Below are 18,365 nucleotides of genomic sequence, written 5' to 3'. Positions count from 1 at the left end.
ATGTAACACCAGTTAAAGGTATCGAAACCCCAGTTACGAATACACCATTAACTCCAGAGGATTACACCAAGGGAATTACCATTCCAGAAGGTGGTAAGGTAACGAATGTAGAAAATGTTCCAGACTTAACAACGCCAGGTAAGAAAACTCCAGTTAAAGTAACGGTAGAATTACCAAATGGCAAAACAATTACCGTTGAAGTTCCGGTTAATGTAACACCAGTTAAAGGTATCGAAACCCCAGTTACGAATACACCATTAACTCCAGAGGATTACACCAAGGGAATTACCATTCCAGAAGGTGGTAAGGTAACGAATGTAGAAAATGTTCCAGACTTAACAACGCCAGGTAAGAAAACTCCAGTTAAAGTAACGGTAGAATTACCAAATGGCAAAACAATTACCGTTGAAGTTCCGGTTAATGTAACACCAGTTAAAGGTATCGAAACCCCAGTTACGAATACACCATTAACTCCAGAGGATATTGAAAAACATGTGAAAGTTCCTGAAGGTGGAAAAATTATTGGAGTAGGTGAAATTCCAAAAGTAAATACTCCAGGAGATAAAGGTACTGTCAAAGTTAAAATTGAACTTCCTAATGGTAAACAAATCGAAGTTGAAGTTCCTGTCAAAGTAACTCCAATTAAAGATATTGTGAAGAAATTGGGGGAGCCAATTACAAATGATGATGTTGAAAAACATATTCAAATACCAGAAGGTGGAAAAATCATTAGTATCGGCGATAAGCCATCTACAGATGTACCGGGAGAAAGACCAAGTGTTCCAGTAGTAATCGAATTACCTGGAGGTAAACGAGTAACCGTTAAAGTCCCTGTTATTGTTACTCCAAAAACAACTCCTGTAGTGGTTGAGGTAGGAACACCGATTACAGAGGATATGGTGAAAAAACATGTTGACCTTCCAGAAGGATGGAAGATTACTAAAGTTGGAGAAATTCCAAAAACGAATACACCAGGAGATAAACCATCTGTAACTGTTGAGATTGAGTTACCGGATGGACGTAAAGTGACAGTAGAAGTTCCTGTGAAGGTGACTCCTAAATCTAATCATGGTAATAGTCACGGTAATAATGGTAGTTCAACAACTCATATCGTAACACGTTACCAAGATGGTGATGGTAAAGAAATTTCTCCAGAAGAAAATGGTAGCCATGGACCTAAGACTTTAGAAGGTTATGAATATACTGGCACTAAGACAGATAAAAATGGCAATGTGATTCATATCTATAAGAAAGTAGTTACCCCAACCCGTTCTGAGCAACCAAGCTCTCCAGAGACTCCTACAAGTCCAGAAAAACCAGTAGCTACTCCAGTTCAGACAAGTTCTACAGATTCTAAACAAGTAGCCGTTGAAACAACCGTAGCCAATGACAAGAAGGAATTACCAAATACTGGTACAGAAGATAAGGCTGGTCTAGCTAGTCTTGGACTTCTTGGAATGTTGAGTGCATTCGGACTTGTAGCTCGTAAGAAAAAAGAAGACTAAGAAAGATCCTTCCTTTCTAAGGTTCAATAGAAAAATAGACTGAGGTGAAAACTTCAGTCTATTTCTTTTTGCACCAAAAAATCCCCTGGCAAGTACCAGAGGATAAGAGTATTATTTCATTGTTGGGAAGAGCAATACATCACGGATAGTTGTTGTATCAGTGAGGAGCATGCAGAGACGGTCAATACCGATTCCCAAACCACCTGTTGGTGGCATACCGTATTCAAGAGCCTCGATGTAGTCATAATCGATACCTGTTGCTTCATCGTCACCAAGTTCTTTGGCTTTAGCTTGGGCTTCGAAACGGCTAAGCTGATCGATTGGGTCGTTGAGCTCAGTAAAGGCATTACCGTACTCCTTAGTCATGATGAAGAGCTCGAAACGGTCAGTAAAGCGTTCGTCCTCAGGATTCTTCTTAGCAAGTGGAGATACAGCTACTGGATGTCCATAGACAAAGGTTGGTTGGATCAAGGTTTCTTCAACAAACTCTTCAAAGAAGGCATTGATAATGTGACCAACTTCAGTGTAGTGTTTCTCAACTGGAACTTTCTTCTCAGCAGCGATAGCTTTGGCTTCCTCGAAAGTCATGTCTTGCCAGAAATCGACACCAGTAATTTCTTTGATAGCATCCACCATATGAACACGTTTAAATGGCTCGTTAATCTTGATTTCAGTACCTTGGTAGTTAACTGGGCCGTCGCCTTTAACAGCTTTAGCAGCGTGTTGGATAATGCCTTCAGTCAAGTCCATGATGTCTTGGAAGTCAGCATAAGCTTGGTAGACTTCGATAGAAGTAAATTCAGGGTTATGAGTGGCATCCATTCCTTCGTTACGGAAGATACGTCCGATTTCATAGACGCGTTCCATACCACCGACGATAAGGCGTTTCAAGTGAAGCTCAGTCGCGATACGAAGCACCATGTCAATGTTTTGGGCATTATGGTGGGTGATAAATGGACGGGCAGCAGCACCACCAGCTTCATTGTGAAGAACAGGTGTTTCGACTTCAAGGAAACCTTTTTGATCAAGGTAACGACGGATTTCAGAAATGATTTTTGAACGAGTGATAAAGCGCTCAAAGCTTTCACGGTTAGAAATCAAGTCAAGGTAACGTTTACGGTAAATTGTTTCAACGTCTGTCAAACCGTGGAATTTCTCAGGAAGTGGGCGAAGTGCTTTAGATAAGTGAGTGATGTGAGTAGCTTTGATAGAGAGTTCTCCCATATCTGTACGCATCACTTCACCTTCGACACCAAGGAAGTCACCAAGGTCTGCTTTTTTGAAGATATCGTAGTTTTCTTCACCGACAGCATCCTTACGAACGTAAATCTGGATTTGACCTTCGCGGTCTTGAAGGTGGGCAAAACCTACTTTACCTTTACCACGTTTGGTTACCAAGCGTCCTGCGATAGTAGCTGTTTCGTTTTTATCATGTAATTGTTCTTTATCGAGGTCGGCATATTTATCTTTTAATTCTTGTGAATTTGCAGTGCGTTCAAAGCGTTTTCCGAAAGGATCGATTCCTTGTTCACGAAGCGCAGCCATTTTTTCACGGCGAACGATCTGCTGGTCATTTAGTTCTTCCATATGTTCTGTTGACATGGGATCCTCCTAGTTTTACTCAAAATTGAATACGATGAGTCATTTTTTGCGATACTCCCATTTTATCATAAATAGCCAAGAAATTCACGGATAATCTTTCAAAACTAAAAAGAACTTGACGCTAAAATCAAGTTCTGTTATTGATAGGAAGTATCATTCCAAGTATCGAGAGTAAATGTTTCAAAATCATGGGTTTCTAGAATGGTCAGGCTGGCATTTGCTAGACCGCCATCTTTACGAAGAAGAGGTTCTTTATAACCTAGGAGAGTACGAAGACTAGCAGTAAGATTAGCGCCGTGACCGACAATTAGAATACGCTCAGCTGGACTATCTTTTAATGATTTGATAAATTGGATGGTCCGTTGCGTGGTGCTATAGAGGGATTCGGCTCCGAACATTTGAGTGTCAAACTTGGCAAGATTAGATCGAAAAGCTTTGATTTGTTGCGGGTAAATAGCTTCCAAGGTTGCGATTTTCAAACCTTCTAACTTCCCCAGCTGCCATTCACGGAGATTAGAAACACTTTCTAAAGGACAGGGTGTCTTGAGTTGACTTTGGATAATCTCAGCAGATTTGACTGCTCGAGGTAAATCACTTGAATAAATCTGATCAAAAGGAATATCCTTAAGATATTGGCCTAGTTGTTTTAGGGTGTCAATAGATTCAGGAAGAAGGGGAGAATCTCCACTAGCACCTTGAAAGCGACCTTCTTGGTTCCATACTGTACGACCGTGGCGGACAAAGTAGAGTTTCATTATTTGCTGTCCTCCAAGATATCTGCAAAGTCAGCCTTTACAAAACTAGCCAAGTCTTGTGGTGCGACGATAATGCTGTGTCCGACTTCCCCTGCAGAGACAATCATTTGATCCAAGTCTAGAGCAATTTTATCGATAAAAATGGGGTAATTGTGTTTCTGACGAATTCCGACAGGGTTATTGGCTCCATGAATATAACCAGTTGTTTTTTCTAAGTCCTTTTGTGGAATCATGCTCACTTTTTTATTGCCAGAAATTTTGGCTAGTTTTTTTTCAGACAAGTGTTGAGTGATAGGGACAATTCCGATAATCGGTCCTGTTTTGTCTCCCAAAAGCGCCAAGGTTTTGAAAATCTGATCTCGTTCATAACCTTGTGGAAGTTCTCCTTCTAGGGCATTGATTTGAATCCCCTGATGTGGGATACCTGCTTTAGACAGGATTTGTTCTACCAATGTTTTTTTGATTTTAACTTTTTTTGCCATTATTTATACTTATCCTCCAATTGGCTCATCCAAATACCAAGCCAGATTCCCAGTGCAAAGAAGAAGGCGATGATGACATACCCAACAAGAGAAATACCAGTGTACTGGATACTTTCAGCGTTTCCTGCATTTGGAATCAAGATCAAAAGGGTACTTGATAGGACGATACCGATGATGAAATGATAGACGCGTGAGTGGTAGTTGTTTAGGGCATAATCCATCAACTTTGAAAAAATGATGAGAGTGGCACCTGCTCCGATTCCAATCGGGAAGAAGGTGCCCAAGAGGTCAAAGGTTTTGAAACCTGTCAACATAGGAGCATAGAGTCCCAAAATTAAAAGTAGATTTGATGGACTGAGACCAGGAACCAATACACCAAGAGCCAGTAGTGCACCTGCTAGGACGAAATTAAGAAAGCTTGCACTTAAGGTTCCAACGACGAAATTTAAGGCATAGAGACCTAGTCCAGAAATGATAAAGGTTGCCCAGAACCAAGCTAGATCAATCTTGTCTCTGTCAGATTCTCGAGTCGATTCTTTGAGGAGGCTAGGAACAGTACCAATAATGGCACCTGCAAAGCTCCATAAGACAAAGACCTGATAATTTTCAAGCAGGTATTCAATCGGGTAGGAAAATAATCCGATTCCCAGAAGCATACCGATGGCAACTGGAATAAAGTACAAAACATTTTCTTTAAAGTCTTTAAAGGGATGGGCCAGAAAGCCAATCATTCGTTCATAAATTCCTAAGATTGCTGCTAGAACCCCTCCGGAAATTCCCGGTAGAATAAATCCAAGAGCAATGACAATCCCTTTAATAAGGCGTGCTAACCATGAGAGCATATGTTTCCTCCAACTATTTCTATTTCAAAAAATCCTTATTATATTGTATCACAATCAAACACAAAAAGAAAAAGCAAATGATAAACAAATGCTTTTAAGGTTTTAAAAAGAGTTTTCTAAAGGTTTCTTCTTTATTTTTTAAGGAAGAGATGACGTTGATATCCAAATCGTGGTCAAAGCCAGCAATTTTTCCTTTAGAAGTGTACTGGTGGATGTCGTAATCTAAATCAGTTTTTGGGGTTGCCTCGTAAAAACCTGAGTCAGAACCATAGGAAGGAATCCAAACAGACGTAAACTTGTCTGTATCAATACTGTGTTCTTCCATGAAGTAGACTCCAACGTAGATTCCGATGTTTTTAGCACCCAGTGATTCTAGCTTTGCCCGGAAGGCTTCAACACCTTCGTTCATATTGGACATGGTTTTATCTTCCACGTCAAGCCAATAGTAACTAGGGCTGTATGGGGAAGAGGCGTTATAAAAAACTTCAGCGGCCTTTTCCATTTCTTGGACACTTTTTCCAGCTACAAAGGCATAGACACCAACTGGGACATTTCGTTTTTGAAACTCAGTGATATGGGTTTTAAAAGCCTTATCAACACCATTAACATAGGAGGCATCGTTCTCTTTGGACGTTTGAGCACCACTATGGACGCGAACAATAGCTCCAGAAATGTTTTGGGAGAGAGTATCGTAATTGATTTCCTCAGGACGCTGCCAACCAGAAACATCAATTACCGGTTTATCTATATTATGTAGCGCTTGTGTTTCTACTTGCGCGATATTTGACTTTGTTTTTACAGGATGGTCCTCAAAACGAGGGCGATTCAGGATTAAAATGAAAATCATAATCCCAAAAAAACCAAATAAAATAAGCGGATTAATTTTCTTTCTCATATCTCATAATTTTACCTTAAAAATGAAAAAAAATCAAAAAAAATACTCAAAAAATGGGTTAAGGAAAGGACTTTAGAGCATTTTTCCATTCAAGGGCGCGGAATGATTTGAAATATGGTATAATAAAAGGGAATTTCTAGAGAAAAGAGAAGATTATGTCAAATTATGCCATTATTTTAGCAGCGGGTAAAGGGACTCGCATGAAATCTGATTTGCCAAAAGTGTTGCACAAGGTTGCAGGTATTTCCATGCTGGAACATGTTTTCCGTAGTGTGGGAGCTATCCAGCCTGAAAAGACAGTAACAGTTGTGGGACACAAGGCAGAATTGGTTGAAGAGGTCTTGGCTGGACAGACAGAATTTGTGACTCAATCTGAACAGTTAGGAACTGGTCATGCAGTTATGATGACAGAACCAATCTTAGAAGGTTTGTCAGGTCACACCTTGGTCATCGCAGGAGATACTCCGTTAATCACAGGTGAAAGCTTGAAAAACTTGATTGATTTCCATATCAATCATAAAAATGTGGCGACTATCTTGACTGCTGAGACAGATAATCCTTTTGGCTATGGACGAATTGTTCGTAATGACAATGCTGAAGTTCTTCGTATTGTTGAGCAGAAGGATGCTACAGATTTTGAAAAACAAATCAAGGAAATCAACACAGGAACTTACGTTTTTGACAACGAGCGTTTGTTTGAGGCTTTGAAAAACATTAACACCAACAATGCTCAAGGTGAATACTACATTACAGATGTCATTGGCATTTTCCGTGAAGCTGGTGAAAAAGTTGGCGCTTATACTTTGAAAGATTTTGATGAAAGTCTTGGGGTAAATGACCGTGTGGCACTTGCGACTGCTGAGTCGGTTATGCGTCGCCGCATCAATCAGCAGCACATGGTCAATGGTGTTAGCTTTGTTAATCCAGAAGCAACTTATATCGATATTGATGTTGAGATTGCGCCTGAAGTTCAAATTGAAGCCAATGTTACCTTGAAGGGACAAACGAAAATTGGTGCTGAGACTGTTTTGACAAACGGTACTTATGTAGTTGATAGTACTATCGGAGCAGGAGCTGTTATTACCAACTCTATGATTGAGGAAAGTAGTGTTGCAGACGGTGTGACAGTCGGTCCTTATGCCCACATTCGTCCAGGTTCAAGTCTGGGTGCCCAAGTTCATATTGGAAACTTTGTTGAGGTCAAAGGTTCTTCAATCGGCGAGAATACCAAGGCTGGTCATTTGACTTATATTGGAAACTGTGAAGTGGGTAGCAACGTTAATTTCGGTGCAGGAACCATTACAGTCAACTATGATGGCAAAAACAAATACAAGACAGTCATTGGTAACAATGTCTTTGTTGGTTCAAACTCAACCATTATTGCGCCAGTTGAGTTAGGTGACAATTCCCTCGTTGGTGCTGGTTCAACTATTACCAAAGACGTGCCAGCGGATGCTATTGCTATTGGTCGCGGACGTCAGGTCAATAAAGATGAATATGCAACACGCCTTCCTCATCATCCTAAGAATCAGTAGGAGTCTATCATGGAATTTGAAGAAAAAACGCTTAGCCGAAAAGAAATCTATCAAGGGCCAATTTTTAAACTGGTTCAAGATCAGGTTGAATTACCAGAAGGCAAGGGAACTGCCCAACGGGATTTGATTTTCCACAATGGAGCTGTCTGTGTTTTAGCAGTAACAGATGAACAAAAACTTATCTTGGTCAAGCAGTACCGCAAGGCCATTGAGGCAGTCTCTTACGAAATTCCAGCTGGAAAATTGGAAGTAGGAGAAAATACAGACCCTGTAGCAGCAGCCCTTCGTGAACTGGAGGAAGAAACAGCCTATACAGGGAAGTTAGAACTCTTGTATGACTTTTATTCAGCTATTGGCTTTTGTAATGAGAAGTTAAAACTATACCTAGCCAGCGATTTGACGAAAGTGGAACATCCGCTTCCGCAGGATGAGGATGAAACCTTAGAAGTTCTTGAAGTGAGCTTAGAAGAAGCGAAAGAATTAATCCAAATAGGTCATATCTGTGATGCCAAGACAATTATGGCTGTTCAATACTGGGAATTGCACAAAAAATAGAGGAGGTCAGTATGAGTAAACCTTTATTAACGGATGAAATGATTGAAAGAGCTAATAGAGGCGAAAAAATTTCAGGTCCCCCTTTGCTAGATGATGAGGAGACCAAGATTTTACCAACCTCTTCTTCCCGTTTTGGTTATGCCAATCCTAAGGAACATGGTTTTAGTCAGGAAACCTTGAAGATTCAGGTCGAACCGTCTATTCATAAAAGCCGTCGCATTGAAAATACCAAGAGAAATGTCTTCAATTCTAAACTGAATAAAATCTTATTCGCTGTCATCTTTCTCTTGATTTTGCTTGTCTTAGCAATGAAACTTTTGTAATAGAAAAGGAATTGAAATGAAAATAGGAATTATTGCGGCTATGCCAGAAGAACTGGCTTATCTGGTCCAGCATCTAGACAATGCCCAGGAGCAAGTTGTTTTGGGGAATACCTATCACACAGGAACTATTGCCTCGCATGAAGTCGTTCTTGTAGAAAGTGGAATTGGTAAGGTCATGTCTGCTATGAGTGTGGCGATTTTAGCGGATCATTTCCAAGTGGGTGCTCTTATCAATACAGGCTCAGCTGGGGCAGTAGCAGAAGGTATTGCTGTTGGGGATGTTGTGATTGCTGATAAGTTAGCCTATCATGATGTGGATGTCACAGCTTTTGGTTATGCTTATGGGCAAATGGCGCAACAACCGCTTTATTTTGAATCAGATAAAACCTTTGTTGCCAAAATCCAAGAGAGTTTATCTCAATTGGACCAAAAATGGCATCTTGGTTTGATTGCTACAGGAGATAGTTTTGTTGCAGGAAATGACAAGATAGAAGCGATTAAGTCTCATTTCCCAGAAGTTTTAGCCGTTGAGATGGAGGGGGCAGCTATTGCTCAGGCAGCGCATGCTCTTAATCTTCCAGTCTTAGTTATCCGAGCTATGAGTGACAATGCCAATCATGAAGCAAACATCTCTTTTGATGAGTTTATTATTGAAGCTGGACGTCGCTCTGCCCAAGTCTTACTAGCCTTTTTGAAGGCCTTAAATTAAGCGAAAATTTGACAGTTTTTCTAGCTTATGATAAGATTTAAGTAAAGAAAAGCTAGAAAACGTTTCAGAGGATATTATGAGTATTGAAATGACCGTCAGTGAGATTGCAGAGGTCTTAGGATTATCTCGCCAAGCAATCAATAACCGTGTCAAAGAATTACCAGAAGAAGACACAGATAAAAACGACAAAGGGGTAACAGTCGTTACCAGAAGTGGCTTGATTAAGCTAGAAGAAATCTATAAAAAAACGATTTTTGAAGATGAGCCTGTCAGTGAAGATGTCAAGCAACGTGAACTGATGGAGATTCTAGTTGATGAGAAGAATGCAGAAATTCTGCGTCTCTATGAACAATTAAAGGCCAAGGATCGTCAATTATCAGAAAAAGACGAGCAGATGCGTATCAAAGACCGTCAGATTGCTGAGAAAGACAAACAACTCGATCAGCAGCAACAATTGACTCTTCAAGCCATGAAGGATCAAGAAAATCTCAAGCTAGAGCTGGACCAAGCAAAAGAAGAAGTCCAATCCACTAAGAAAGGCTTTTTTGCTCGTTTATTTGGAGGATAATCAAGGAGCTGTTTAGGTTAAATGCTTAACCTGATGGCTTCTTTTGTTTCTAATACTCTTCGAAAATCTCTTCAAACCACGTCAGCTTCACCTTGCCGTAGATTTATGTAACTGACTTCGTCAGTCTTATCCACAACCTCAAAGCAGTGCTTTGAGCTGACTTCGTCAATTCTATCTGCAACCTTAAAGCAGTGCTTTGAGCAACCTGCGGCTAGCTTCCTAGTTTGCTTTTTGATTTTCATTGAGTATAAATAGTATAGTTGTTCAAGTAAAATAACAGTAGAGGAGAAGGATAGAATGGAACGATTAGAAGAGTACATTGCTTTTGATTTAGAATTTAATCAACATGAAGGACAAACACACTTGATTCAAGTATCGGCAGTGCGTTTTAGAGATGGTCAGGAAATCGATGCCTATGATTCCTATGTCCATACCAGTGTTCCCTTAAAAAGTTTTATCAATGGTTTGACTGGGATTACAGCTGAGACCTTAAAAGATGCTCCTCCAGTGGAGAAAGTCATAAAAGATTTCCAAGAGTTTGTGGGTTCTTTACCCATGGTAGGCTACAATGCTGCTAAAAGTGATTTGCCTATTCTAGCAGAGCATGGTTTAGACTACAGTCAGCACTACAAGGTAGATTTGTATGATGAAGCTTTTGAACGTCGGAGTTCGGATCTACATGGTATTGCCAATCTCAAATTGCAAACTGTTGCCTCATTTCTTGGATTTCAAGGTCAGTCTCATAATAGCCTAGAGGATGCTCGGATGACGGCGCGTGTGTACGAGTCCTTCCTAGAGTCGGATCAAGCTAGAGAATTGTTAGAGACAGAAAGTATCTTATCAAACAATCCTTTTGGGGGCTTGGATTTGTCTCAATTATTTGACTAGGAGTGCCTATGAAACCTGAAAAACCTAAAAATCTAGGTTTTAAGCAGATATACTTTAATCTAGATAAAATACTCTTTCTATTTTTCTTGACTTTTATGATGATTGAGTTTGTCTGGTTACCAGCAAATTCTTGGATTGCTGGACTTTTGCTCCGTCAGACAGGCTATCTCTTTCTTTCCTACAACAATATTTTTGCCATTATAACGGGTTCTCCCTTTGTTAGTTTTGCTTTATTTATTCTGGTAATTGTTAATTTACTGATTGCCTATTACCAGATAGGACTACTCTTTATCGGTGCTCGGCATTTATTATGCCATGAAAAAAGGACCTTGCTGGAGTACAGTCGTAAGGTCTTTCGCCAAAGTTTCTTGTTTATGAAGCAAGTGACGCTTTCCAAGATAACCTTTATCTTCTTTTATGTCATGATGCTCTTTCCATTGATTCGAAAGATTTTAAAGATTTACTACCTAAATAAAATTGTCATTCCAGACTTTATCGTTGATTATGTGGAAGATAAGTATTGGCTAGTAGGTATAGTGGTTACTATTCTAGCTTTACTTCTATTTTATATTTCAGTGCGTTTGATGTTTGCCCTACCTCAGCTTTTATTTGAGAAGAAAACAGTCAAAGAAGCAGTCAGATACAGTCTAGAAAAGACAAGAAAGCACTCCTGGTTTTATACTTGGAACTTGCTTTGGATTGTCGTCAAAACCTACCTATTTTTCATTCTTTTATTGATTCCAATCTTGGCAAGTCAGGCACTGATGGATGGTTTGACCCATAAGGAATCTCTTGTACTGGGAATTATCAACTTTGTCTTGATTAAGAATTTCCACTATATAGCCTTGACTTACTTTCTCATTAAGTTTGTTTCCTTCTTAACAGGAGAAGAACTAGAAATTACACCAAGGAGAAAGAAAGACCACTGGATGAGATGGGGAGTGATGGGCTGTGCTTGTATCTTTTTCACTCTTGAGGGTTATGTTTATTTAGAAGCTCCAGTCGCTAATAAACCTTTAATCATTTCTCACAGGGGAGTATCTAATAAGAATGGTGTGCAAAATACCGTTCAATCACTAGAAAAAACCGCTCAGTTATCTCCAGATTTCGTTGAGACAGATGTTCAGGAAACAAAAGATGGCCAGTTTGTCATGATGCATGATGCCAATATCAAAAATTTGACAGGTGTTAATGCTAATCCACAGGATCTAACTTTGAAAGAATTAACCAAACTTGATATTTCAGAAAATGGTTATCATAGCAAGGTGTCTAGTTTCGATGACTATCTCAATAAAGCCAATGAATTACATCAAAAACTTCTTATTGAGATTAAAACCAGTCGAAAAGATAGCCCAGATATGATGAAACGATTTATGGAAAAATATGGAACGGTTCTTAAGCAGAATGGTCATCAAATGCAATCTTTAGACTACCATGTGATTGATCAGGTGCTAGCCTACGATTCTCAAATTCCAGTCTATTTCATCCTACCTTATAATAGTATTTTTCCAAGAACCAAGGCTACAGGTTACACCATGGAGTATTCAACTTTAGATGAAAATTTTGTCAACAAGCTTTGGAATACAGATCAGAAATTGTACGTTTGGACCATCAATAGTTCAGAGTCCTTTGATAAATCAGTTCATTTGGGAGCTGATGGCATGATAACGGATGATTTGGAAATGATTCAAGATCAAGTTACCATTGCCCAAGAAGACCCAGAGTATACTGAATTGCTTTTCAAACAGGCCATGGAATTCTTTATTTTTTAGTAAGCAAAAAGAGGAACAGTTGTTCCTCCCACGATAGGCAAGTATTCATTTGAATGCTTGTTTTTTTAATGCTTAGAATGGCAATTTCCCAGCGAACGCACCCAGTTTTTTCTTTGTAGTTTCATCAATTTGTTCAAGAGCAGAGTTGATGGCTTGAACGGTCATATCAGAAAGAGTTTCAAGGTCTTCTGGGTCAACGACAGCTGGATTGAAGTCAATGCTGACAACTTTTTTGTCACCTGTTAAGGTCGCTTGGACAAGGTCTTGAGCAGATTTGCCAACAAATTGCATAGCAGCAAGTTCAGCTTGGCTTTGTTCCATTTGTTTTTGAAGTTTTTGTGCTTGGCGCATCATGTTTTGCATGTTCATCATGGTGATTTATAGTTTCCTTTTATCTTATTTTCCTTTTTATTTTATCAATTTTGGGGTTAAAAGTCTAATCTTTTTCTGAGAGAATCTAAGAATTGTGCTTGGCAGTGGAAAATAAAAGTAGATTTCCTGCGAAACAAAATATGATACAATAAAACTATGAATTATGAAGTAAGTAAACAATTAACTGATGCACGATTTAAGCACCTTGTTGGTGTTCAGCTCACTACTTTTGAAGAGATGTTAGCTGTGTTAAAAACAGTTTATCAACTTAAACACGCAAAATGTGGACGAACCCCTAAGTTAAGCATAGAAGACCTCCTCATGGCTACTCTCCAATACATGCGAGAATACCGCACTTATGAACAAATTACGGCTGATTTTAGCATTCACGAAAGCAACTATTATTCAAAGTGGCTTTACGATTTCAAAAACTCATCTTAGTGCTGAGGATACGGTGATTGTGGATGCAACAGAGGTAAAAATCAATCGTCCTAAAAAATCAACTAGCCAATTATTCTGGTAAAAAGAAATGTCATGCTATGAAGGCTCAGGCGATTGTCACAAGCCAAGGGAGAATTGTTTCTTTGGATATTGCAGTGATCTATTGCCATGATATGAAGTTGTTCAAAATGAGTCGCAGAAATATCGGACAAGCTGGTAAAATCTTGGCAGACAGTGGTTATCAAGGGATCATGAAGATGTATTCACAAGCGCAAATTCCGAGGAAATCAAGAAAACTTAAGCCACTAACTCTTGAAGATAAATCCTATAATCATGTGCTATCTAAAGAGAGAATCAAGGTTGAGAATATTTTGGCCAAGGTAAAAACGTTTAAAATGTTTTCAACAACCTATCGAAATCGACGTAAACGATTTGGATTACGAATGAATTTGATTGCTGGAATTATCAACTGTGAACTAGAATTCTAGTTTCGCAGGAAGTCTAATAAAAAAACTTTGTACTCTGAAAAGCATCGTGTGGCTAGCTAGAGTGCAAAGTTTTTTTAACTATCATGCTTTCCTTAAGAATCATTTCAAAATATGATATAATAAGAATAAATTGGAAATAGGAAATTATTTTCATTATATTTTCAAAACTCCATTAATAAAATAGGCAAAGACAAGATTAGAAAGTGAATATTCCGATGTCTTCTTACAAAAAGGTCTCTCTTTCTGAGATCAATCAATCTATTGAAACTCCGAATAACAATCATTTTTGGCAGAATCTAAAAGCATTTTTAGGGCCTGGAGCTCTTGTAGCAGTTGGTTATATGGATCCTGGAAACTGGATTACCAGTGTGGTTGGAGGTGCTTCCTACAAGTATAGTCTCTTATTCGTTATTTTGATTTCATCCATCATCGCCATGCAGCTACAACAGATGGCTGGAAAGCTCGGTATCGTGACGAGGATGGATTTAGCGCAGGCAACAGCTCATCATTCCCCCAAGTGGCTCCGCTATAGTCTATGGGTGATTTTAGAATTAGCTTTAATGGCGACAGACTTGGCTGAGGTTATAGGTTCAGCAATTGCCTTAAATCTTTTGTTTAAAATACCGATTATGGTCGCGATACTTCTAACCGTTTTAGATGTATTTCTTTTGCTTTTGTTGATGAAGTTTGGCTTCAAGAAGATTGAAGCTATTGTTACAACCCTTATCTTAACCATATTAGGTATCTTTTCTTATCTAGTGGCTTTATCCAATCCAAGTATGCAGGGGATTTTTGGTGGCTATTTACCGACTTCCACTTTATTTGAAAGTCCCTTGCCAGGACATGAGAGTCAACTGACTTTGGCTTTAGGGATTGTGGGAGCAACAGTCATGCCCCATAATCTCTATCTCCATTCATCCCTATCTCAAACAAGAAAAATCAACCATAAGGATAAGAAAGATATACGAAAAGCTATCCGTTTTATGACCTGGGACTCAAATCTTCAGTTGTCCCTAGCCTTTGTTGTCAATTCCTTGCTTCTTATTTTAGGGGCCTCCCTCTTTTTTGGCCATGCATCTGAAATTTCAGCTTTCTCTCAAATGTACAATGCTTTACAGGATTCGACAATAGCAGGAGCGATAGCCAGCTCAACTCTGTCAACTTTGTTTGCTTTAGCTCTTTTAGCAAGTGGCCAAAATTCTACTATTACAGGTACTTTGACTGGCCAGATCGTTATGGAAGGTTTCTTGCATCTGAAATTACCACAGTGGATTATCCGTGTCGGAACACGGATTTTTGCCTTGCTCCCTGTGATGATAGTCGCTGTCTTGTTTGGGCATCAAGAAAAGACCTTAGATCAGTTATTGGTCTATTCACAGGTCTTTCTTTCAATCGCTCTTCCATTCTCAATTTTTCCCTTAATTTATCTGACTTCTAAGAAGTCAGTGATGGGAGAATTTACCAATGCCAAGTGGAACACAATCCTAGGCTACGTAGTTTCAATCATCTTGACCATTCTCAATATCAAGCTTCTTTTCGATATTTTTTAACCCCGTTTGAAATCAATTATAGTGTCAGCGTGATGGTTGACAAATAGAAAGTAGTAGTGATTGGTTCATAAAAAGAAGAAAAAAAGAACAGTCGAAACTGTTCTTTTTATCATTATTTGAGACCGTATTTTTTGTTGAAACGATCCACGCGTCCATCTGCTTGAGTGAACTTTTGACGTCCAGTGTAGAATGGGTGTGAGTCTGATGAAATTTCCACACGGATCAATGGGTAAGTTTCGCCTTCGAACTCAACTGTTTCATTAGAGCGTTTTGTTGAACCGCTAAGGAATTGGTAACCAGTAGTTGTGTCCATGAAGACAACTGGGCGATATTCTGGATGGATATCTTTTTTCATTTTGCAATATTTCCTTTCTGCCATGGTCTCTTTGCGAGCCATAGATTGTTACCATACTAGTCTATCAGATTCTGAAAAGTTTGGCAAGTATTTTATCAGTTTTTAAGCAAGTTTTTTAACTTTTGGTAGATGATTTCGTTTTCCTCTAGGCTATAGGAATTAGCACCGCTTGCTAGAGAGTGGCCTCCTCCATCATGTTCTTTGGCAATTTCATTGATAGGATGAATTTTACTGCGTAAGCGAACGCGGTAGTGGCCATCAGCCTGTTCCACAAAAATTCCCCAGAGACTCACACTGTCAATACGTCCAGGTGCACCGACAATGGCTGCAGTTTCAGCATCGGTGACATTGAATTGTTTCAAGATTTCTTGGCTCAGGATAACGCGAGCTGCACCATTTTCATCCACTTCAAGATGGTCGTAGATGTAGCCTTGAAGTTTAGCAATTTTGTAACTCATAGTGTCCATTTTGCGAGTGAGAGCCGCAAAGTCAAAGTTCTGTTCTCTTAGAGAGGCAGCCAGACGGAGGGTGCGTGCAGTCGTAGAAGGATAAAGGAAGCGACCTGTATCACCGACAATTCCTGCAAAGAGCAACTCAGCAGCGCGATCTGACAAGGCCAGTTGGGTTGTTTGGGCAAATAGGGTAATCATCTCACTAGCGCTACTTGAACTAGTATCCACCCAAGATAGGTCACCATATACATCATCATTTGGATGGTGGTCAATCTTAATGAGAAAATCACCTTGACTATAGCGCTTATCATCTATACGAGCAGTATTAGCTGTATCACAGACGATGACAAGTGCGCTCTGGTAGGCACTATCTTCAACAGAATCCATCTCAGCCATCCAAGTAAGAGTTGGTTCATCAAAACCAACGGCTTTGATGGTTTTTTCTGGGAAATGATGTTCCAGTAAGGATTTCAATCCCACCTGACTTCCCAAGGCATCAGGGTCTGGTTTCATATGACGATGAATGATAATCGTGTCGTATTCTTTGATTTTTTCTAAAATTTGATGGCAAATTTCCATAAATAACCTCAATTCTTTCTCATTTCATTGTAGCACAAGAATTTTTATTTTTAAAATGAAAAAGATGTGATATAATGGAGAAAGATAAATTGAGGAGGACGATATGGCATTAGCAAAAATTGTATTTGCCAGTATGACCGGTAATACCGAAGAAATTGCAGATATTGTAGCAGACAAATTACGTGACTTGGGATTGGATGTCGATGTTGATGAATGTACAACTGTTGACGCTTCAGACTTCTTGGAAGCAGACATCGCTATCGTTGCGACCTATACTTATGGTGATGGTGAATTGCCAGATGAGATGATGGACTTCTACGAAGACCTAGCAGATCTCAACTTGAATGGCAAAATCTACGGAGTGGTTGGTTCAGGTGACACTTTCTACGATGAATTCTGTAAGGCTGTCGATGACTTTGACCGCGTTTTTGTAGCGACAGGAGCAGAAAAAGGTTCAGAGTGTGTCAAAGTTGATCTCTCTGCTGAGGAAGAAGACATTGAACGCTTGGAACAATTCGCAGAAGAATTGGCTGCTAAAGTAGGATAAGCACAAAAGTGCGCTGATGTAATCAATCAGTGCATTTTTTTATCGTGAGTTGGGATTTTACTAGCCTATTTGGTGGCTTTTTGATACAATAATTCAAATAAAGGAGGAGACTGTATGGATTTAGATATTATTCGTCAAGAAATTGATCAAATCGACGATCAAATTGTTAAACTGTTAGAAGAACGAATGCACTTAGTTGAAGGGGTTGTCGCTTATAAGAAGGCTTCAGGGAAACCGATTTTAGATACTAAGAGAGAAGCGGTTATTTTTGAAAAGGTTAGAAGTCGTGTAGGAGATAAGCGCTATCAGGAAACTATTGTCGCGACTTTTTCGGACATACTCAAACGTTCGCGTGATTATCAGGATCAAAATATCAAATGAAAAAAGAACAATTTTATCCGCTAGGGATTTTTCTAGCTGCTATGTTGGGTGGATTGGTTCGCTACCTAGTTTCCACTTGGTTACCAGCCAGTCCTGACTTTCCTTGGGGAACCCTTCTTGTTAACTATCTGGGTATTTTCTGCTTGGTTTATCTTGTCAAGGGCTATCTGGTCTATAAGGGGACAAGTAAAGGTGTTATTTTAGCACTGGGTACAGGTTTTTGTGGTGGTTTGACAACCTTTTCTAGTCTTATGCTTGATGCTGTAAAATTACTGGATACAGGGCGTTATCTTAGTTTGATCATGTATTTGCTTTTGAGCATTGGTGGAGGCCTACTCTTGGCTTACTATTTGGGGAGGAAGAAATGGTAATCGTCTATCTTGCAATTGCTTGTGGTTTCGGAGCTTTAGTGCGCTATTTCTTTTCCCGCTATAATCAAGCATCTAAATTGCCACTCGGAACGCTGATTGCAAATCTGTTGGGGTGTTTTTTGATTGGACTTTTCTATAATCATGTGGAATCTAAGGAAGTTTATACTATTTTAGCGACGGGTTTTTGTGGAGGGGTAACAACCTTCTCGACCTTGAATGACGAACTCCAAAGACTGCTAAGTGATAAGAAGGTATTTTATTCTTATTTAGCTTTGACCTACCTAGGTGGTTTAGTTGCGATTTTTTTAGGAATTCTGCTATGTAAGTGTCTAGTGTTTTGAGGTAAATAGAAAATATTGAACTAACGGAAAATTCCGTTAGTTCTTTTTTGTATTTTG

General features: G+C 39.3%; 21 protein-coding genes and 1 pseudogene. 14 read left to right on the top strand and 8 right to left on the bottom strand.

Annotated features, from left to right (window positions below; all coding sequences use genetic code 11):
- Positions 1–1,505 (top strand): Rib/alpha-like domain-containing protein (locus OCF96_RS09480; RefSeq protein WP_261447010.1); only part of this gene is annotated, 1,505 nt, incomplete at its 5' end.
- A gap of 111 nt (positions 1,506–1,616) precedes the next feature.
- Here OCF96_RS09480 and lysS read toward each other — a convergent pair.
- The 5 genes from lysS to OCF96_RS09455 form a co-directional block, all read right to left on the bottom strand.
- Positions 1,617–3,107 carry a lysine--tRNA ligase gene (gene lysS, locus OCF96_RS09475; protein ID WP_261447009.1) on the bottom strand — a complete coding sequence of 497 codons (1,491 nt, stop codon included), beginning with the start codon at positions 3,105–3,107 and terminating at the stop codon, positions 1,617–1,619.
- A gap of 137 nt (positions 3,108–3,244) precedes the next feature.
- A complete protein-coding gene (locus OCF96_RS09470) occupies positions 3,245–3,862 on the bottom strand; it encodes a histidine phosphatase family protein (protein ID WP_261447008.1) in 618 nt (205 codons plus the stop codon).
- Positions 3,862–4,344 (bottom strand): aminoacyl-tRNA deacylase, encoded by a 483-nt coding sequence (locus tag OCF96_RS09465; protein WP_050278930.1) that lies wholly within the window; start codon positions 4,342–4,344, stop codon positions 3,862–3,864. Before OCF96_RS09465 ends, OCF96_RS09470 begins: the two co-directional genes overlap by 1 nt.
- Complete coding sequence (locus OCF96_RS09460) at positions 4,344–5,186, bottom strand: DUF368 domain-containing protein (protein ID WP_049512272.1); 843 nt, start codon at positions 5,184–5,186, stop codon at positions 4,344–4,346. The genes OCF96_RS09465 and OCF96_RS09460 overlap by 1 nt, the downstream gene beginning before the upstream one ends.
- A 94-nt stretch (positions 5,187–5,280) precedes the next feature.
- Positions 5,281–6,081: a glycoside hydrolase family 25 protein gene (locus OCF96_RS09455; RefSeq protein ID WP_261008922.1), complete on the bottom strand. Its 801-nt coding sequence runs from the start codon at positions 6,079–6,081 to the stop codon at positions 5,281–5,283.
- 155 nt (positions 6,082–6,236) lie between these two features.
- Between OCF96_RS09455 and glmU the strand changes: the two genes are divergently transcribed.
- The 7 genes from glmU (at position 6,237) to OCF96_RS09420 (ending at position 12,431) form a co-directional block, all read left to right on the top strand.
- A complete protein-coding gene (gene glmU / locus OCF96_RS09450) occupies positions 6,237–7,616 on the top strand; it encodes a bifunctional UDP-N-acetylglucosamine diphosphorylase/glucosamine-1-phosphate N-acetyltransferase GlmU (RefSeq protein WP_261032112.1) in 1,380 nt (459 codons plus the stop codon).
- Between the two features lie 9 nt (positions 7,617–7,625).
- Complete coding sequence (locus OCF96_RS09445; protein WP_261032110.1) at positions 7,626–8,171, top strand: NUDIX hydrolase; 546 nt, start codon at positions 7,626–7,628, stop codon at positions 8,169–8,171.
- Positions 8,172–8,182: 11 nt separating this feature from the next.
- The gene (macP, locus tag OCF96_RS09440) at positions 8,183–8,494 is read left to right on the top strand and encodes a cell wall synthase accessory phosphoprotein MacP (RefSeq protein WP_261012485.1); all 312 of its coding nucleotides are present in this window, start codon (positions 8,183–8,185) and stop codon (positions 8,492–8,494) included.
- Between the two features lie 16 nt (positions 8,495–8,510).
- Entirely contained in the window at positions 8,511–9,203 is a 693-nt protein-coding gene (locus OCF96_RS09435; RefSeq protein ID WP_261017142.1) for a 5'-methylthioadenosine/adenosylhomocysteine nucleosidase, read from the top strand.
- A 76-nt stretch (positions 9,204–9,279) separates the two neighbouring features.
- Entirely contained in the window at positions 9,280–9,771 is a 492-nt protein-coding gene (gene rocS, locus OCF96_RS09430; protein WP_000021242.1) for a chromosome segregation protein RocS, read from the top strand.
- Positions 9,772–10,068: 297 nt separating this feature from the next.
- Positions 10,069–10,659, top strand: coding sequence for a 3'-5' exonuclease (locus OCF96_RS09425; RefSeq protein WP_261447007.1), 591 nt, complete (start codon positions 10,069–10,071; stop codon positions 10,657–10,659).
- A gap of 8 nt (positions 10,660–10,667) precedes the next feature.
- Positions 10,668–12,431, top strand: coding sequence for a glycerophosphoryl diester phosphodiesterase membrane domain-containing protein (locus tag OCF96_RS09420; RefSeq protein ID WP_261447006.1), 1,764 nt, complete (start codon positions 10,668–10,670; stop codon positions 12,429–12,431).
- 72 nt (positions 12,432–12,503) lie between these two features.
- Here the strand turns inward: OCF96_RS09420 and OCF96_RS09415 are convergent, their stop codons facing one another.
- A complete protein-coding gene (locus OCF96_RS09415) occupies positions 12,504–12,803 on the bottom strand; it encodes a YbaB/EbfC family nucleoid-associated protein (protein WP_000981526.1) in 300 nt (99 codons plus the stop codon).
- Between the two features lie 156 nt (positions 12,804–12,959).
- Between OCF96_RS09415 and OCF96_RS09410 the strand changes: the two are divergent.
- Both OCF96_RS09410 and OCF96_RS09405 read left to right on the top strand, forming a co-directional pair.
- A pseudogene (locus OCF96_RS09410) lies at positions 12,960–13,732 on the top strand (IS5 family transposase).
- 215 nt (positions 13,733–13,947) lie between these two features.
- The gene (locus OCF96_RS09405; RefSeq protein ID WP_261081286.1) at positions 13,948–15,282 is read left to right on the top strand and encodes an Nramp family divalent metal transporter; all 1,335 of its coding nucleotides are present in this window, start codon (positions 13,948–13,950) and stop codon (positions 15,280–15,282) included.
- Positions 15,283–15,394: 112 nt separating this feature from the next.
- On the opposite strand, the gene OCF96_RS09400 is transcribed toward OCF96_RS09405, so the two are convergent.
- Positions 15,395–15,637 (bottom strand): type B 50S ribosomal protein L31, encoded by a 243-nt coding sequence (locus OCF96_RS09400; RefSeq protein ID WP_000710764.1) that lies wholly within the window; start codon positions 15,635–15,637, stop codon positions 15,395–15,397.
- A gap of 95 nt (positions 15,638–15,732) precedes the next feature.
- Entirely contained in the window at positions 15,733–16,668 is a 936-nt protein-coding gene (locus OCF96_RS09395) for a DHH family phosphoesterase (protein ID WP_261447005.1), read from the bottom strand.
- Between the two features lie 103 nt (positions 16,669–16,771).
- Between OCF96_RS09395 and OCF96_RS09390 the strand changes: the two genes are divergently transcribed.
- The 4 genes from OCF96_RS09390 (at position 16,772) to crcB (OCF96_RS09375) (ending at position 18,308) form a co-directional block, all read left to right on the top strand.
- Entirely contained in the window at positions 16,772–17,215 is a 444-nt protein-coding gene (locus OCF96_RS09390; RefSeq protein WP_001162125.1) for a flavodoxin, read from the top strand.
- Between the two features lie 114 nt (positions 17,216–17,329).
- Complete coding sequence (locus OCF96_RS09385; protein ID WP_000362436.1) at positions 17,330–17,596, top strand: chorismate mutase; 267 nt, start codon at positions 17,330–17,332, stop codon at positions 17,594–17,596.
- Positions 17,593–17,967, top strand: a complete 375-nt coding sequence (gene crcB / locus OCF96_RS09380) for a fluoride efflux transporter CrcB (protein ID WP_261447004.1) — start codon at positions 17,593–17,595, stop codon at positions 17,965–17,967. Before OCF96_RS09385 ends, crcB (OCF96_RS09380) begins: the two co-directional genes overlap by 4 nt.
- The gene (crcB, locus tag OCF96_RS09375; protein WP_261447003.1) at positions 17,961–18,308 is read left to right on the top strand and encodes a fluoride efflux transporter CrcB; all 348 of its coding nucleotides are present in this window, start codon (positions 17,961–17,963) and stop codon (positions 18,306–18,308) included. The genes crcB (OCF96_RS09380) and crcB (OCF96_RS09375) overlap by 7 nt, the downstream gene beginning before the upstream one ends.
- The last annotated feature ends 57 nt before the right edge of the window (positions 18,309–18,365 follow it).

The organism is Streptococcus mitis (genome assembly GCF_946190065.1).
GTDB classification, from domain to species: Bacteria; Bacillota; Bacilli; order Lactobacillales; family Streptococcaceae; genus Streptococcus; species Streptococcus mitis_DE.
The sequence above is the reverse complement of the archived record's forward strand: the minus strand, read 5'-3'. Positions and strand labels throughout refer to the sequence as shown.

Excerpts from the sequence above, each read along its gene's own strand:
- lysS (WP_261447009.1), bottom strand. The coding sequence starts at position 3,107 with ATGTCAACAGAACATATGGAAGAACTAAATGACCAGCAGATCGTTCGC.
- OCF96_RS09470 (WP_261447008.1), bottom strand. The coding sequence starts at position 3,862 with ATGAAACTCTACTTTGTCCGCCACGGTCGTACAGTATGGAACCAAGAA.
- crcB (WP_261447004.1), top strand. The coding sequence starts at position 17,593 with ATGAAAAAAGAACAATTTTATCCGCTAGGGATTTTTCTAGCTGCTATG.
- OCF96_RS09405 (WP_261081286.1), top strand. The coding sequence starts at position 13,948 with ATGTCTTCTTACAAAAAGGTCTCTCTTTCTGAGATCAATCAATCTATT.
- crcB (WP_261447003.1), top strand. The coding sequence starts at position 17,961 with ATGGTAATCGTCTATCTTGCAATTGCTTGTGGTTTCGGAGCTTTAGTG.
- OCF96_RS09400 (WP_000710764.1), bottom strand. The coding sequence starts at position 15,637 with ATGAAAAAAGATATCCATCCAGAATATCGCCCAGTTGTCTTCATGGAC.
- OCF96_RS09465 (WP_050278930.1), bottom strand. The coding sequence starts at position 4,344 with ATGGCAAAAAAAGTTAAAATCAAAAAAACATTGGTAGAACAAATCCTG.
- OCF96_RS09445 (WP_261032110.1), top strand. The coding sequence starts at position 7,626 with ATGGAATTTGAAGAAAAAACGCTTAGCCGAAAAGAAATCTATCAAGGG.
- OCF96_RS09420 (WP_261447006.1), top strand. The coding sequence starts at position 10,668 with ATGAAACCTGAAAAACCTAAAAATCTAGGTTTTAAGCAGATATACTTT.
- OCF96_RS09385 (WP_000362436.1), top strand. The coding sequence starts at position 17,330 with ATGGATTTAGATATTATTCGTCAAGAAATTGATCAAATCGACGATCAA.
- rocS (WP_000021242.1), top strand. The coding sequence starts at position 9,280 with ATGAGTATTGAAATGACCGTCAGTGAGATTGCAGAGGTCTTAGGATTA.
- OCF96_RS09435 (WP_261017142.1), top strand. The coding sequence starts at position 8,511 with ATGAAAATAGGAATTATTGCGGCTATGCCAGAAGAACTGGCTTATCTG.
- OCF96_RS09415 (WP_000981526.1), bottom strand. The coding sequence starts at position 12,803 with ATGATGAACATGCAAAACATGATGCGCCAAGCACAAAAACTTCAAAAA.
- OCF96_RS09390 (WP_001162125.1), top strand. The coding sequence starts at position 16,772 with ATGGCATTAGCAAAAATTGTATTTGCCAGTATGACCGGTAATACCGAA.
- glmU (WP_261032112.1), top strand. The coding sequence starts at position 6,237 with ATGTCAAATTATGCCATTATTTTAGCAGCGGGTAAAGGGACTCGCATG.
- OCF96_RS09395 (WP_261447005.1), bottom strand. The coding sequence starts at position 16,668 with ATGGAAATTTGCCATCAAATTTTAGAAAAAATCAAAGAATACGACACG.
- OCF96_RS09460 (WP_049512272.1), bottom strand. The coding sequence starts at position 5,186 with ATGCTCTCATGGTTAGCACGCCTTATTAAAGGGATTGTCATTGCTCTT.
- OCF96_RS09455 (WP_261008922.1), bottom strand. The coding sequence starts at position 6,081 with ATGAGAAAGAAAATTAATCCGCTTATTTTATTTGGTTTTTTTGGGATT.
- macP (WP_261012485.1), top strand. The coding sequence starts at position 8,183 with ATGAGTAAACCTTTATTAACGGATGAAATGATTGAAAGAGCTAATAGA.
- OCF96_RS09425 (WP_261447007.1), top strand. The coding sequence starts at position 10,069 with ATGGAACGATTAGAAGAGTACATTGCTTTTGATTTAGAATTTAATCAA.